We start from the raw sequence: 14,630 nt of genomic DNA, 5'->3' as shown, positions 1-14,630 counted from the left end.
GGCGGTTTACGGGTACCGGCGTGTCTGCTCGCGCTCAGTACGCGACGATCATGCGCGCGCCTCAGCAAGGACGGCGGCGAACTGATCAACAGCCCAGTCGATCTCGTCGGCGGTGACGACCAGCGGCGGGGCGAACCGCAATGTCGAGCCGTGTGTGTCCTTCACCAGCACACCGTGCTCGGCCAGCCTGGTGCTCAGCTGTTTCCCGGTGCCCAGCGCGGGGTCGATGTCGACACCGGCCCACAGTCCCAGGCCGCGCACGGTCTGCACTCCGTGCCCGATCAGGGTCCGCAGCCGCGTATGCAGATGCTCGCCGAGTTCGGTTGAGCGCTCTTGAAATTCGCCACGCTCGAGCATGGCGACCACGGTGCTGCCGATCGCCGCGGCGAAGGGATTGCCGCCGAACGTCGAGCCGTGTTCGCCCGGGTGCAGGACTCCGAGCATGTCACGGTCGGCGACCACCGCCGATAGCGGAACCACCCCGCCGCCCAGGGCCTTGCCCAGCAGGTAGATGTCGGGGACCACACCCCAGTGGTCGCAGGCGAAGGTGCGTCCGGTCCGGGCCAGACCCGACTGGATCTCGTCGGCGATCATCAGCACGTTGCGTTCGGTGCAGAGTTGACGGACCCGGGGCAGGAAATCTTGCGGTGGCACGATGATGCCCGCTTCGCCCTGAATCGGCTCGAGCAGCACCGCGACCGTGTCGTCGTCGATCGCGGCGGCCACCGCATCGGCGTCCCCGAACGGAACCGACCGGAACCCCGGGGTATACGGACCGAATCCGCGGCGCGCGGTCTCATCGTCGGAGAAGCTGATGATCGTCGTGGTGCGGCCATGGAAGTTGTTGCGGGCCACCACAATATTACCGTTGCCCGCCGCGACGCCTTTGACGTCGGTGCCCCACTTGCGCGCCACCTTGATGCCACTCTCGACGGCCTCGGCGCCGCTGTTCATCGGCAGGACCATGTCCTTGCCGCACATGCGGGCCAGTGCCTCGCAGAACGGCGCCAGCCGGTCGGCGTGAAACGCCCGGCTGACCAGGGTGAGGCGGTCGAGCTGGGCATGGGCGGTGGCGATGATCTCGGGGTTGCGGTGGCCGAAGTTCACCGCGGAATAGGCAGCCAGGCAATCGAGGTAGCGTTTGCCGGTCACATCGGTGATCCAGACGCCCTCCGCGCTGGCGGCGACGACCGGCAGCGGCGAGTAATTGTGCGCGACGACGCGGCCATCGAGGGCGATGGCGTCGGTGATGGACGTGTTGTCCACGCTGTCCAGGATGGTCATGAATGTAGCTCCAATGTGCAGCATTTGATGGATCCGCCGCCTTTGAGCAGTTCGGAGAGGTCGACGCCGATCGGCTCGAACCCGGCGTCGCGCAACTGTTCGGCGAAGCCGGCGGCGGCCTCGGGGAGCACCACATGGCGACCGTCAGAGACGGCGTTGAGACCGAGGACATACGCGTCGACGCTGCTGACCTCGATGGCGTCGTCGAACAGTTCGACCAGCCTGGTGCGCGCGGCATCGGTGAAGGCCGGGGGATAGTAGGCGACGGTGGTGTCGTCGAGCACGGTCAGCGCGGTGTCCAGATGATAGAAGCGTGGATCCACCAGTTCGAGGCTCTCCACCGGCAGGCCGGTGGCTGCGGCGATCTCGCCGTGTGCGCGAACGTCGGTGCGAAAACCCCAACCCGCCAACAGTGTTGATCCGGCGAGCAGCAGGTCACCCTGGCCTTCATTGACGTACTCGGTGGACACGGGGTGGAAGCCGCGGCTACGCATCCACTCGGCGTACGCGTCGGCTTCCGCGGCGCGTTGCGGATAGGCGAACCGTGCGACGATGGCGGTGTCGCCGATCACGATTCCGCCGTTGGCGGCGTACACCATGTCGGGCAGGCCGGGGCGCGGTGCCACCAGTTCGACGCTGTGACCGAGGTCGAGGTAGGTCTCGCGCAGCGTCGCCCATTGGGTCAGCGCGCGTTCGGTGTCCACGGCGGTGGAGGTGTCCATCCACGGATTGATCGCGTATTCGACCGCGAAGTACTGCGGGGCAGTCATGGCGTAGTGGCGGGCGGTTGCATGGCGCTCGCGTGAGGTGGCGGCGACTTCGGCAGTCGGCAGGACATCGTCGGAAATCGTCATAAATCGAGCCTATGGAGTGGTCAGGGCGCAATCAATCACTGAGCATTGCGTCTATACCATCGATACATTGTGTAGAAGGTGGCCAGTCAGCGGTTTATTGCGTGGGAGTCGATATGGAGCGTCTGGACGATACTGACGAGCTGATCTTGAGTGAGCTCGCCGAGCATGCGAGGGCGACCTACGCCGAGATCGGGCAACGGGTGAACCTGTCCGCACCCGCGGTCAAGCGGCGGGTGGACCGCATGCTGGACGAGGGGGTGATCCGTGGCTTCACCACCGTCGTCGACCGCAATGTGCTGGGCTGGCGGACCGAGGCCTACGTGCTGGTGTTCTGTCACGGCGCCATCGCCCCGGACCAGCTGCGTGCGGCCTGGGTGGACATCCCCGAGGTGGTCAGCGCGGCCACGGTCACCGGCACCGCCGACGCCATCCTGCATGTGCTCGCCCGCGATATGCGACATCTGGAGGAGGCGCTGGAACGCATCCGTTCCGCCGCGGATATCGAACGCAGTGAGAGCATCGTCGTGCTCTCCAACATCATCGAACGGACGCGTCCCTGAAGGGTCGAAAAGTGGCGCAAACCTAGGGTGGCGCACACGGCGCCGGGGCCATCGTGTACAAACCCCCACGTGACTTCATCTTCGCAATCGGGGGGCGTAGTGATTGTCGGCGGGGGCCTGGCCGCGGCCCGGACCGCCGAGCAGCTACGCCGTTCGGAGTACTCCGGGCCGATCACGATCGTCAGCGACGAGGACCATCTGCCATACGACCGGCCGCCGTTGTCGAAGGAAGTGCTGCGCGCCGAGACCGATGACGTGACGCTGAAGCCGGCCGAATTCTATGCGGACAACGACATCACCCTGCGGCTGGGGGCTGCCGCGCACGCGGTCGACACTGCAGCCAAGACAGTGAAACTGGCCGACGGCGACGAGGTGGGTTACGACGAACTCGTGATCGCGACCGGACTGGTGCCCAACCGGATTCGTTCCTTCCCTGATCTGCCCGGCATCCGGGTGCTGCGATCCTTCGACGAGAGCCTTGCTCTGCGTGCCGATGCAGGCAAGGCGCGGCGTGCGGTCGTTGTCGGCGCAGGCTTCATCGGATGTGAGGTCGCGGCGAGCCTGCGCAAACTCGGGGTGGAGGTGGTGCTGGTGGAGCCGCAGCCGACGCCTCTCGCGTCGGTTCTCGGCGAGCAGATCGGCGCCCTGGTGACCCGTCTGCACCAGGCCGAAGGTGTCGACGTGCGGTGCGGTGTCGGCGTGAGCGAGGTGCGCGGCACTGACAAGGTGGAGCAGGTGGTGCTGGGCGACGGCACCGAGTTGGATGCCGATCTGGTCGTGGTGGGCATCGGTTCACACCCGGCCGTCGAATGGCTCGACGGCAGCGGAATCGCGCTGGACAACGGTGTGGTGTGCGATGAGGTGGGCCGCGCCAGCGCCGCCAACGTATGGGCCATCGGCGACGTGGCCTCGTGGCGTTCGGCGGTGGGCGACCAAGCGCGCGTTGAACATTGGAGTAATGTGGCCGATCAGGCACGGGCTCTGGTGCCTGCCCTGCTCGGGCAGGAGTCCTCACCGGTGGTGTCGGTGCCCTACTTCTGGAGTGACCAGTACGATGTCAAGATCCAGTGCCTGGGTGAGCCCGAGGCCGACGACGTCGTGCACGTGGTCGAGGATGACGGCCGGAAGTTCCTGGCCTTTTACGAACGCAATGGCGCCGTGGTCGGCGTGGTCGGCGGCGGCATGCCCGGCAAGGTCATGAAGTCGCGCGGCAAGATCGCGGCCGGCGCCCCCATCGCCGACGTCCTGCCCTGATAGTGATTTCGGCGTGATCGGTTCCGCTGAGCGCAACCGATCACGCCGAAATCGCGGGGGTTCGCCCGTCAGACTCCGCACAGAGTGAACGCGATCGCCGGTGCGATGCATACCGCACCCGCGACGAGGGACAGTGCCATCCCGCGCGGATGCCACCGGGCCGGTACGGGCGGCTCGGCAAGCCGCATCACGCGCTCGACCACGCCAGTGCCCGCGGCCGCCAGCGCACCCGCAGGCACCCGAGGATCGGTGTGCAGTGAGATCAGGCTGGTGAGTAGAGATTTACGACCGTGTCGGCGTGCCGCGGCGTCGTCCGCACAGATCTCGAGCAGGACCGGCACCGCCTGTGTCGCGGCACGTATCAGCGGAACTCGCGGCATCGCCACCGACAATGCGTTGAGTAACGCGATGATGTGGTGATGGCGGCCGGCCAGATGCGCTTTCTCGTGGGCCAGTACCGCTTTCATGCCGGCGCTGTCCAACCGCTCCACTGCCGCCGTCGTGACCACGATGACCTGCCGGCGGCCACCGGTGACGCAGTAAGCGGTGGGCCGTTCCGAGTCGACCACGACGACATCGCGGTGCCGGGTCGGCCGCCCGATGAGTTGGGCCGCGGCGGCATGGTCGCGGTTGGATCGTGAGGTGCTCAACAATGTGACCACCACCCGCCGGGCGGTGTGGAGGGCTACCGCGGCCGTGACGATGAGCAACACGACCACAACCGCGGTCCCGACGGACGAAGGCAATTCCAATTGGCGAGCGATACCGAGTGTTTCGACGCAGAACGTCAACGCGGTGTCGGTCACCAGGCTGTGTATCGCCCCCACCACCAGAATCACCAGGGCAGCGATCCACGCCATGGATGCGGTCCCGATGGTCGCGAGCCAGGCGGCGACGGCCAACCGGGGCTGCACGCCTGCGGTCAGGCGACTGCCCAACACCGCGGGCGCCAGCCAGGCAAGCGTGACGGCATAGACGAGAAGGAAGGTCACCGCGTTCACAGCGAGCCACTCTTCTTCAATCGCTGAATCGCCTGCCGCAGTTTGGCCGAGTCCTCATTCCCGATCTGCTCGAGGAAGAAGGTGAGCACGAGTTCGCTGTCTCCACCGGACTCGAACACCGTCCGCATCAGGTTGGCCGAGTGTTCCTCGCGGCTCATCTTCGAGCGGTAGTGATAGGCCAAACCGACCTTCTCCCGCTCCAGCCATCCTTTGCGGAACAAGTTGTCCATCGTCGACATCACTGTGGTGTAGGCGATCTGGCGTTGACGACTGAGCTCTTCGTGCACGCTGCGCACGGTCGACGGCTCGTCCCGCGACCACAGCATGTCCATCACCACGGTCTCGAGCTCACCGAACTCCCTCAACGCCATCCCCACATGCCCATCTGTCGGCTACCGATGTCAACACCTACGTAGCGCGATAGTAGCGCGGATCTCGGTCAACGGCATTGTCGGTGGTGGCGCCAGCGCCGATAGGTCAGCCAGGCGATTGCCGCCAGGACCACCGCCAGCAGCACATGCGCAGTGTCGATCGTCGACGAAACCCTGCTCAACCACAGTTGGAGGTCGTACTGCGCGTCGACGGTCAGAACGCCTCCGAGATTCGCGGTGCCCTCGGTCATCACGAACAGCAGACCGATCCCGATGAAGACCGAACCGGAGATCAGAGAGGTGGTGTGGGTCTGCAGCGGTCCGATCTGAACGGGGCGTCCGCGGAGCCAGGTGCGCCCGGCCAATCCGAAGCGGTCCCACGTGAGTGCGAGGACGAACAGCGGAACTGCCATACCCAGGGCGTAGAGCGCCATCAAGACCCCGCCGTAGACCGGGTCGGCACCCATGGCCGAGATCGTCAGAATTCCGCCCAGCAGCGGTCCCGCGCAGAATCCCGCCAGGGCATAGACCGCGCCGAGTGCGATGACCGACAACGTCGAGGAGATCCTGATCCGCGCGGTCACGCGCTGGGCGGCAGCCAATCCAAACCCCTTGCCGGCCAGCGTGAGTAGACCGAAGCCGATCAACACCAGACCGCCGACGAGGGTAACTTCGCCGCGGTAGCGGGTCGCGGCGCTGCCGACGATGCCCAGTCCGGCGCCCATGGGTACGAGGACCAGGCACAAACCGATCCAGAACACCACTGTCCGGTGGATCAGGACCGTGGTCCGATCGAAGGCGTAGGCGAAGAACGACGGGAGTAGCAGTGCCGAGCACGGACTGAGCAACGAGGCGAGGCCCCCGAGGAATGCACCCAGCAGTCCGACTCCGTTCACTGGCCCCCCGCGGCATTGTCGATGGCCTGGACGAACTCCGAAGTCGGTTGCGCGCCCAGCAGAGGCACATCGTTGATGAGGAATGCCGGTGTGCTCGGGACGCCGATACTGTTGCCGAGGGCCAGATCGGCATTGATGGCGGCATCGAATGCGTTGCTGCGCATCGCAGTCGAGAACCGGTCGAGGTCGGCGACGCCGGCCTCGCGCGCGAACCCGGTCAGCGCGTCCTCGGTCAAGTCGGCGTGGCCTCGTTCGGGCGAGGCCGCGAACACCGCGCGGTTGAACTCCCAGAATCTGCCTTGTTCGGCGGCTGCGCGCGCGGCGCGGGCCGCCAGCGTCGACTGGTCACCGAAGATGGGAAAGTCGCGCCATTCGATGCGGAGGGTGCCCCGGTCGACGAAGCGGTCGATGAGTTCGGGTTCGGTGTCGCGGCTGAACTTGGCGCAGAACGGGCAGCGGTAATCGGCGAACATCACCAGAACCACCGGTGCAGCGGGGTCGCCGACGGCAAACGGATCACCGGCCAGTCGGCGTTCTACTGTCATCGCACTGGTTTCACCCTGGCCGGTCGGCGGTGGCCCGGCCGACGTCGAGATCGGCGCGGCTGTCGGATCCTCCTGACCGCCAGCGCCGTCCGGGCGCATCACGAGATAGAGGATCAGCGCCGCGGCGACGACGACGAGCCCTGCGATGAACGCGACGTCTTTGCTGACGCTGTGCCGTCGGGAACCACTCATCCCGTGCCTCCGTGCTAACGTGGATTCTACGTACCTACGGCGTAGCTACGTAGAACTATTCCTATCACAGTGGGGGTCCGAAGTGCCGAACCGGGCAGGCGATGCCGGTCGGGTCGCGCTGACGTTGCCGCGCAGTCTGGTCTGTGTTGCGCTCGTGGCCATGATCGCCGTCGCCGCGGTGTGGCTCTCGACACGCTCGGCCACCGGCGGTCCGCAGGCGCGGGCCGACGTGCAACGACCGGAGGCGGCTCCCGCAGCAGTGAGCTTTGCGCCCACGGCCGACTCCACCGCGGTGAATCCTGCAGGCCCCGTGCGTGTCACCGCGAGCCAGGGCAGCCTGGTCGACGTCACGATGGTCGACGATGCGAATGTCACCGTGCCGGGGGCGATGACGCCGGACAAGCTGACCTGGACGCCCCGCGGCGCACTCGAATACGGCCGCACTTACAGCGTGAACGCCTCCAGTCGTGGCCTGACCGGGATTCCGGCCACCCAGACCTCGACGTTCACCACCCTCGCTCCCCGCAACCAGACCCGGGTGTCGTTCACCACCACCTCGAAGGCTCCGTTGGTCGAAGGTGCCACCTATGGTGTCGGCACGGTCATCGTGGCGCACTTCGATGAACCGGTCACCGATCGCGCCGCCGCCCAGAAGCGACTGTCCGTGAAGACCACCCCCGAGGTCGAAGGTTCTTGGTTCTGGATGGACAACCAGAACGCGCACTGGCGTCCTGCGCACTATTACCGTCCCGGCACACAGATCGTCGCCGAGGCCGACATCTACGGCGCGGATCTCGGTGCCGGGCTCTACGGTGAAAAGGACACCCACACCGCGTTCCGCATCGGAGATTCCCACGTATCGGTCGCCGACGACGCCACCAAGCAGATCAGCGTGTACCGCAACGGTGAGCTGATCCGGACGATACCCACCTCGATGGGGATGGGTGGATCAGAAACCGTTGGCGGTCAGGCCATTTCGTTCTGGACACAACCGGGGGTCTATACGGTGATGGACAAGGCCAACCCGGTCATCATGGATTCCTCGACCTATGGGCTGCCTGTCGATTCACGCCTGGGTTACAAGCTGAAGGTCAACTACGCCGTCCGCCTCACCAACAGCGGGATCTACGTTCACCAACTGGACAGCACCGTCTGGGCGCAGGGCAACACCAACACCTCACACGGGTGCCTGAACGTCAACGCCGACAACGCCCGCTGGTTCTATGAGTTCTCCCAACCCGGGGATGTCTTCGAAGTCCGTAACACCGGCGGGCAGCCGTTGCCGATCTGGCAGAACGGCGACTGGAGCGTGCCGTGGGACCAATGGCTCGCCGGTAGCGCGCTACCTTCCGCGAAATAGCATTCCCGGTCGTTACCGAGAGCGGTTGACGACCGGGAATGCCGTTCCGGTGGAGTGGTGACCTAGAACTCGCCGAGGTAGAACCGGCTGCCCTGGTCATCGGTGCACTCGGCGCTCAATCCGTACGGTTGGCGCGCCGGTTCCTGCAGTACCGTGCCACCGGCCTCGCGCACCCGCGCCACGGCGGCCTCGATGTCGGCGACCGTCCACATCGGCACCGTCGTCGCGGCCGCGCTGCCGCCGGCCATGCCCGACATCGGCTGGCTGCCCTGGACGGCCCACCCGTCGTCGACGCGACCGGGTTCGAAGGTCCAGTACAGCACCCGGCTGTAGAACGCCTTGAATGCCGTGGCATCGGGAACCTCGTAGGTGATGTACGAAAGTTCCCCCGGCCCAGCGCCATTGAGATCGGGCCGGGGCGTCCCGGCGGTGGGCGCGAAGACCGCGAACGAGGAGCCTGCAGTATCGGTCGCTCCCAGCACGGTCCCGAAATCGAATTCCTGCGCGTCGTCCACCTGCCCGCCGCCCTCGATGATCGCCTGCCGGGCACCGTCCAGGTCGGCTACCGCGTAGCAGCAGAACATCGTGGGTGGCCCGGCGATGCTGAAGATGCCGACGTGCTGTCTGGTGCTGGTGACCTGATGAGTGGCCGGGTCATAGGTCCAGCCCAGGACGTGACCATAGAACGCCGCGGCGCGGTCGGCATCGGGCACCCACAGCGAGACATAGCCGACGTCGCCGTGCTGAATCGGGGTTGCGGCGCCGGTGACCGGCCCGGACAGCATCCATCGATGCCCTGACGGGTCGACGATGGCGGCATTACGGGCGCCGTAGTTCTCATAGGGCTCCCGCTGTATCTGAGCGCCGTGTGCGCGGGCGCGCTCGAGTGTGGCGTCGGTATCCGGCACGGCCAGCATGAGGCTCACCGAACTGAACTGTGGTGCAGGAGCTTTGAGCCCGAGCTCCGGATACTCGTCGGCCAGGTAGAACACCCCGCCACCGATTGCCAACTCGGCGTGGCCGATGCGCCCGTCGTCCATCGCGATCGGCTCACCGACCACGGTGGCACCGAATGCGTCGACGTACCAGGCGATCGCTGCGCGGGCGTCGGGGACCGCGAGATACGGAATGGCGGCCGAGCGCGGGGGAGCCGCGGCTGCGGGCTCATTGATTCCTGCAATGGCAGTGTCGGTGCCAGTCATGACAACTCCTTCGGTTCGGTTCGGGAGTGTGAGCGCGGATTCCAGTCGGGCGCGCAGGCCTGCGGCGAATGCCGGATCCGGGGCAACCGGGAGCTCGCCGCCATTGAGGACGGTCAGCGGATCGTGGCTGTTGAATCCTTTGCTCCCGGTCATGGCGTCCCTCCTTCCGGCCGTGGGTACTGCGCTCGAAAAGCCCGGCGTGCCCGCACCAGCAGAGCTTCGGTGGCATGCACGGTGCGGCCGATCAGCTCGGCACATTCGGGCACGGAGCGGTCGTCCATGTAGCGCAGTGCCAGTACGGTGCGGTGCTGCTCGGTGAGTGTGGCGAGCACACTCTCGGCGACGATGCGGTCCAGTTCGGCATCCCAGTCGTCGGCAGGATCCACCGGTTCGGGCAGTTCGGCGACCGGGACGGTGAGCCGGTCGTAACGGCGCCGGTAGTGGTCGGCGAGTTTGTGCCGGGCCACACCGATCAGCCAGGGCACCGAGAGCTGCGGCGGAGACGGCTTGCGCGCGGCGTCCATCGCCGCCAGAAACGTCTCCGACGTCAGATCTTCTGCGGTTCCGCGGTCACCGCAGCGCCGGATGAAGTACCCGTACACGACAGGTAGCGCCTCGTCATACAGCCTCAGCAATGCCCGCGGAGCGTCAGTTTCGGCGCTCACACCCTTATCGTCGCCGAAACGGCCCGAACTCCGACGGTCTGCGCAGAAGTTTTTTTGATCCGGCCTTATCGGGCGCGCCGAAAAACCGCTCGCTCATTGCCCGAGATTGCGCCAGGGTGGGTGGGGTGGTTGACGTCGATGCATTCGTCCGAGACGGATTTGTGAAGGTCGAACAGCCGGACTGTCGTGAGATCGCCGACGCGGCAAGGGCTCTGTTGTGGCAGCAGATCGGTCTCTCGCCGGATGACGTCGCGTCGTGGATCCAGCCGGTGGTATGGGTGTCCGATCTGACCGGTGAGGGTCCGTTCGGGCAGCTCGCCAACAACACCCGGTTGGCGAGCGCACTTGACCAGCTGTGCGGGGTGGATGGCTGGCTGCCCCGTCACGCGTTGGGCAACATTCCGGTGCGGTTCCCGGTCCGGCCTGCGGCTGCCGACCGTGGCTGGCACATCGACCTCAACACTCCGCTGTCCGGCGACCGTTGGGCCATCAGCGGCAGGCCGCACACCATGCTGGTGTTGACCCTCCTATCTGAGGTCGGTTCGCACGACGCCGCCACCCGTATCCGGGTGGGTTCGCATCGTGATGTCGCGGACGTGCTCGGTGCGGATGCGGTGGAATTTGCCGATGCCGGGCCGTTGGTGGACCATGCCAGCGCCGGACGGCCGGTGGCCGCGGCGACCGGCCTGCCCGGGGATCTGTACCTGGTGCATCCGTTCACGGTGCACGCAGCCGACGAGCACCGCGGCGCCACGCCTCGGTTCATGTCGCAGGCGCCTATCGTGCTGGCAGAGCCGTTGCGTCCGCACAGCGGTTCGGTGCTCTCCGAATCCTGTTGGAGCTCATAGGACGTCCAGTCCATCGCGGACGATGTCGAACGCCTCGGAGATGGCGTCGGTGAGCGATACCGACTCGTCGGCGAGCCAGTGCTCGTAGGCCGAGAGCGCAACACCGAGCATCAGCCAGGCCACGGTCTGCGGTACCAGGGCAGTCGCCGTGGTGCCGGACCTCTTCGCCACGGCGGAGGCGATGACCTCCCGCCAGCCGGCGTACATTGTCATCGAATGTGCCTGCAGTCCTGCTGTTTCCAGGATCACGCGCATTCGTTGCCGATGATGGGCGGTCTCGGATTCGTCGAACGTGTTGAACGCCACCAGTGCATCGTGCAACGCCGTGCTCAACGGGATCTGCGGGTCGACCCGGTCGAGCAGGTCCCGCATCTGTTGCAGGTGGGTGTCGAAGTCGCCCCACGGAATCGCGTTCTTCGAGCTGTAGTACCGGAACAGCGTGCGTCGTGAGATTCCGGCGGCAGCGGCGACGTCGTCGACGCTGACGTCATCGAAGCCGCGCGCGGTGAACAGGTCCAGGGCCACGTCGGCGATGTGGTCCTGTGTGGTGGAACGCCGTCGGCCCACCCGTGAGGTGGAGAGTTGTCGCATACCACCTGCCTTTTTGAGGTCCACACTTCCATTCTGGCACTCGATGCCATATTCTTGCGATCTCGATCACAATTGTCGAGAGCCTACGCGACGAAAGGGAGTGCTCATGGAACCGAATCAGCACGTCGAAACCGAGACCGAACTCGTCACCGAGACCCTGGTCGAAGAGGTGTCGATCGACGGGATGTGCGGGGTCTACTGACCGTGTCGGCGCCTACTGCCCAGGCTCCGGCATTTGATCCCGACGCCGGCTGGCGGCTGCACCACCAGGTGGCGGTGCGGCCGGAGCCGTTCGGGGCTCTGCTGTATCACTTTGGTACCCGCAAACTCTCGTTCCTGAAGAACCGGACCATCGTGGCCATTGTCAATTCGCTCGACGAACACCCGGACATCCGGTCCGCCTGCCGCGCCGCCGGCATCGAGGACGGGCAGCAGGCGCCGTACCTGCACGCGCTCGGCGTGCTCGTCCAGTCGAAGATGCTGGTCCCTAAGGAGAAGTAATGACTGTCGTCGATACCGCCCCCGCTCCGGTGCCGCGGCTGGTCGAGCAGTTCGAGCATGGCCTCGACGCCCCGATCTGCCTGACCTGGGAGCTCACCTACGCGTGCAACCTCGCCTGCGTGCACTGTCTGTCCGCCTCCGGCAAGCGCGACCCGCGGGAGCTGTCGACGCAACAGTGCAAAGACATCATCGATGAGCTGGAACGCATGCAGGTGTTCTACGTCAACATCGGTGGGGGCGAACCCACTGTGCGACCGGACTTCTGGGAGCTCGTCGACTACGCGACCGAGCATCACGTCGGGGTCAAGTTCTCCACCAACGGCGTACGCATCAACCCCGAGGTGGCCGCGAAACTGGCCGCCAGTGACTACGTCGACGTCCAGATCTCGCTCGACGGCGCCAATGCCGAGGTCAACGATGCGGTGCGAGGCAAGGGCTCGTTCGACATGGCCGTGCGGGCGCTGGAGAATCTGAAGAGCGCCGGCTTCAAGGACGCCAAGATCTCGGTGGTGGTGACCCGGCACAACGTCGACCAGCTCGACGAATTCGCGGCGCTGGCAGCACGTTACGACGCCACCCTGCGGATCACCCGCCTGCGCCCTTCGGGCCGCGGCGCCGATGTCTGGGACGAACTGCATCCCACCGCCGCCCAGCAGCGGCAGCTCTACGACTGGCTGGTGGCCAAGGGGGACGGGGTGCTTACCGGTGATTCGTTCTTCCACCTCTCGGGCCTCGGTGCGCCGGGCGCGCTGGCCGGTCTGAACCTGTGCGGTGCCGGTCGCGTGGTGTGCCTGATCGACCCCATCGGGGACGTGTACGCCTGCCCCTTCGCCATCCACGACCGCTTCCTGGCCGGGAACATTCTCCGGGACAGTGGTTTTGAGAGCGTGTGGAAGAACGCGCCGCTGTTCCGTGAACTGCGTGAGCCCCAGTCCGCCGGTGCCTGTGGAGGTTGCGACCACTACGACAGCTGCCGCGGCGGCTGCATGGCGGCCAAGTTCTTCACCGGTTTGCCGATGGATGGGCCGGACCCTGAGTGCGTCGAAGGCTGGGGCGCCCCCGCGCTGGCGCAGGAGCGGGTCAAGCCCAGGCCCAGCGGGGACCACTCTCGCGGCACCAAGCAGGGACCGGTGGCCCTCAAGCTGCTGACCACCCCGCCGGCCCGGCTCTGTAACGAAAGCCCGGTGTAATCCATGGCCCGCGATACCTGGTTCGAAACTGTCGCCATCGCCCAACAGCGCGCGAAGAAGCGCCTGCCCAAGTCCGCCTATTCGTCGTTGATCTCCGCGAGTGAGAAGGGCGTGTCGGTCTCCGACAACGTCGAGGCGTTCGCGGAGCTGGGCTTCGCCCCGCACGTCATCGGTGCCACGGAGAAGCGTGAACTGGCGACAACGGTGATGGGGCAAGACATTTCGATGCCCGTCATCATCTCGCCGACGGGCGTCCAGGCGGTTGATCCCGACGGCGAGGTGGCGGTGGCCCGCGCGGCGGCGGCACGGGGTACCGCCATGGGGCTGTCGTCGTTCGCCAGCAAGCCCATGGAGGAAGTCACCGCCGTCAACGACAAGGTCTTCTTCCAGATCTACTGGCTCGGCAGCCGCGATGAGATTGCCGAGCGGGTTGAGCGGGCCAGGGCAGCGGGCGCCGTGGGTCTCATCGCGACCACCGACTGGAGCTTCAGCCACGGCCGGGACTGGGGGAGCCCCAAGATCCCGGAACACATGGACCTCAAGACGATGCTGAAGATGTCCCCGGAGGTGCTCACCAAGCCACGATGGTTGTGGAGCTTCGGCAAACATCTGCGTCCGCCGGACCTGCGTGTTCCCAATCAGGGCCGGCGCGGGGAACCGGGCCCGACGTTCTTCGAGGCCTATGGCCAGTGGATGGGTACCCCGCCGCCGACGTGGGAGGACATCGCCTGGCTGCGCGAGCTGTGGGGCGGTCCTTTCCTACTCAAGGGCATGGTGCGCGTCGATGACGCCAAACGCGCTGTGGATGCTGGCGTTTCGGCGATCACGGTTTCCAATCACGGCGGGAACAATCTGGACGGCACACCGGCGGCGATTCGCTGTCTGCCGGCGATCGCCGAAGCGGTCGGCGATCAGGTCGAGGTTTTGCTGGACGGCGGCATCCGCCGGGGCAGCGATGTGGTCAAGGCGGTCGCCCTTGGTGCCCGGGCGGTGATGATCGGGCGGGCCTACCTGTGGGGGCTGGCGGCCAACGGGCAGGCCGGCGTCGAGAATGTGCTCGACATCCTGAACGGCGGGATCGACTCGGCACTGCGCGGGCTGGGGCTGGCATCGGTACATGATCTGCGTCCCGAGCACGTGCTCGTGCCGCCGGGGTTCCTGCGCGAGCTGGGTGTGCCGCCAACTCAGGGCGCTTGACACGGGACCGCTGCCTCCGATTTCCGCTGCGTGACAGGGGTGGCGGAAGGGGCGCACGTGATGGTCTCGGGCGGTCCCCGGGTGGCAAATGCAAAGATCCGGAAAATCTAGTGCGGCTC

The 14,630-nt window shown here is 66.1% G+C and carries 17 protein-coding genes; 8 read left to right on the top strand and 9 right to left on the bottom strand.

Annotation, left to right across the window (positions count from 1 at the left end; genetic code table 11):
- Nucleotides 1–48: 48 nt before the first annotated feature.
- Both rocD and ddaH read right to left on the bottom strand, forming a co-directional pair.
- On the bottom strand, nucleotides 49–1,284 hold the full coding sequence (rocD, locus tag M1247_RS22115) for an ornithine--oxo-acid transaminase (protein ID WP_317158516.1): 1,236 nt from the start codon (nucleotides 1,282–1,284) through the stop codon (nucleotides 49–51).
- Nucleotides 1,281–2,138, bottom strand: a complete 858-nt coding sequence (ddaH, locus tag M1247_RS22110) for a dimethylargininase (protein ID WP_317158515.1) — start codon at nucleotides 2,136–2,138, stop codon at nucleotides 1,281–1,283. The genes rocD and ddaH overlap by 4 nt, the downstream gene beginning before the upstream one ends.
- Nucleotides 2,139–2,251: 113 nt before the next feature.
- On the opposite strand from ddaH, the gene M1247_RS22105 reads away from it, so the two are divergent.
- Both M1247_RS22105 and M1247_RS22100 read left to right on the top strand, forming a co-directional pair.
- Nucleotides 2,252–2,698, top strand: a complete 447-nt coding sequence (locus tag M1247_RS22105; RefSeq protein WP_317158514.1) for an Rv2324 family transcriptional regulator — start codon at nucleotides 2,252–2,254, stop codon at nucleotides 2,696–2,698.
- A 69-nt stretch (nucleotides 2,699–2,767) separates the two neighbouring features.
- The gene (locus M1247_RS22100) at nucleotides 2,768–3,952 is read left to right on the top strand and encodes an NAD(P)/FAD-dependent oxidoreductase (protein ID WP_317158513.1); all 1,185 of its coding nucleotides are present in this window, start codon (nucleotides 2,768–2,770) and stop codon (nucleotides 3,950–3,952) included.
- A gap of 68 nt (nucleotides 3,953–4,020) precedes the next feature.
- Here the strand turns inward: M1247_RS22100 and M1247_RS22095 are convergent, their stop codons facing one another.
- From M1247_RS22095 to M1247_RS22080, 4 genes are all read right to left on the bottom strand, one after another.
- Nucleotides 4,021–4,953: a M56 family metallopeptidase gene (locus M1247_RS22095; RefSeq protein WP_317158512.1), complete on the bottom strand. Its 933-nt coding sequence runs from the start codon at nucleotides 4,951–4,953 to the stop codon at nucleotides 4,021–4,023.
- Nucleotides 4,950–5,324 (bottom strand): BlaI/MecI/CopY family transcriptional regulator, encoded by a 375-nt coding sequence (locus M1247_RS22090; protein ID WP_317158604.1) that lies wholly within the window; start codon nucleotides 5,322–5,324, stop codon nucleotides 4,950–4,952. Before M1247_RS22090 ends, M1247_RS22095 begins: the two co-directional genes overlap by 4 nt.
- A gap of 68 nt (nucleotides 5,325–5,392) precedes the next feature.
- Nucleotides 5,393–6,220 carry a cytochrome c biogenesis CcdA family protein gene (locus M1247_RS22085; protein WP_317158511.1) on the bottom strand — a complete coding sequence of 276 codons (828 nt, stop codon included), beginning with the start codon at nucleotides 6,218–6,220 and terminating at the stop codon, nucleotides 5,393–5,395.
- Entirely contained in the window at nucleotides 6,217–6,957 is a 741-nt protein-coding gene (locus M1247_RS22080; RefSeq protein ID WP_317158510.1) for a DsbA family protein, read from the bottom strand. Before M1247_RS22080 ends, M1247_RS22085 begins: the two co-directional genes overlap by 4 nt.
- 160 nt (nucleotides 6,958–7,117) lie before the next feature.
- Here M1247_RS22080 and M1247_RS22075 point away from each other — a divergent pair, with 160 nt between their 5' ends.
- Complete coding sequence (locus M1247_RS22075) at nucleotides 7,118–8,317, top strand: L,D-transpeptidase (protein ID WP_317158603.1); 1,200 nt, start codon at nucleotides 7,118–7,120, stop codon at nucleotides 8,315–8,317.
- A 62-nt stretch (nucleotides 8,318–8,379) separates the two neighbouring features.
- Here the strand turns inward: M1247_RS22075 and M1247_RS22070 are convergent, their stop codons facing one another.
- Together M1247_RS22070 and M1247_RS22065 are read right to left on the bottom strand one after the other, a co-directional pair.
- Nucleotides 8,380–9,672: a VOC family protein gene (locus M1247_RS22070; protein ID WP_317158509.1), complete on the bottom strand. Its 1,293-nt coding sequence runs from the start codon at nucleotides 9,670–9,672 to the stop codon at nucleotides 8,380–8,382.
- Nucleotides 9,669–10,184 carry an RNA polymerase sigma factor gene (locus tag M1247_RS22065; RefSeq protein WP_317158508.1) on the bottom strand — a complete coding sequence of 172 codons (516 nt, stop codon included), beginning with the start codon at nucleotides 10,182–10,184 and terminating at the stop codon, nucleotides 9,669–9,671. Before M1247_RS22065 ends, M1247_RS22070 begins: the two co-directional genes overlap by 4 nt.
- A 125-nt stretch (nucleotides 10,185–10,309) precedes the next feature.
- Here M1247_RS22065 and M1247_RS22060 point away from each other — a divergent pair, with 125 nt between their 5' ends.
- Nucleotides 10,310–11,032, top strand: a complete 723-nt coding sequence (locus tag M1247_RS22060) for a phytanoyl-CoA dioxygenase family protein (RefSeq protein WP_317158507.1) — start codon at nucleotides 10,310–10,312, stop codon at nucleotides 11,030–11,032.
- On the opposite strand, the gene mftR is transcribed toward M1247_RS22060, so the two are convergent.
- Nucleotides 11,027–11,623 (bottom strand): mycofactocin system transcriptional regulator MftR, encoded by a 597-nt coding sequence (gene mftR / locus M1247_RS22055; protein ID WP_317158506.1) that lies wholly within the window; start codon nucleotides 11,621–11,623, stop codon nucleotides 11,027–11,029. The genes M1247_RS22060 and mftR overlap by 6 nt on opposite strands.
- Before the next feature lie 106 nt (nucleotides 11,624–11,729).
- On the opposite strand from mftR, the gene mftA reads away from it, so the two are divergent.
- From mftA to mftD, 4 genes are read left to right on the top strand one after another with little or no spacing between them, the layout of a single operon-like run.
- On the top strand, nucleotides 11,730–11,825 hold the full coding sequence (gene mftA, locus M1247_RS22050) for a mycofactocin precursor MftA (protein ID WP_317158505.1): 96 nt from the start codon (nucleotides 11,730–11,732) through the stop codon (nucleotides 11,823–11,825).
- A complete protein-coding gene (mftB, locus tag M1247_RS22045) occupies nucleotides 11,810–12,124 on the top strand; it encodes a mycofactocin biosynthesis chaperone MftB (RefSeq protein ID WP_317158504.1) in 315 nt (104 codons plus the stop codon). The genes mftA and mftB overlap by 16 nt, the downstream gene beginning before the upstream one ends.
- Complete coding sequence (gene mftC / locus M1247_RS22040) at nucleotides 12,124–13,314, top strand: mycofactocin radical SAM maturase (protein WP_317158503.1); 1,191 nt, start codon at nucleotides 12,124–12,126, stop codon at nucleotides 13,312–13,314. The genes mftB and mftC overlap by 1 nt, the downstream gene beginning before the upstream one ends.
- 3 nt (nucleotides 13,315–13,317) lie before the next feature.
- Entirely contained in the window at nucleotides 13,318–14,511 is a 1,194-nt protein-coding gene (gene mftD / locus M1247_RS22035) for a pre-mycofactocin synthase MftD (RefSeq protein WP_317158502.1), read from the top strand.
- Nucleotides 14,512–14,630 lie beyond the last annotated feature (119 nt).

The sequence above is a fragment of the Mycobacterium appelbergii genome, from assembly GCF_032883035.1.
Lineage (GTDB): Bacteria > Actinomycetota > Actinomycetes > Mycobacteriales > Mycobacteriaceae > Mycobacterium > Mycobacterium appelbergii.
This window is presented reverse-complemented; position numbering and strand designations above follow the sequence as displayed.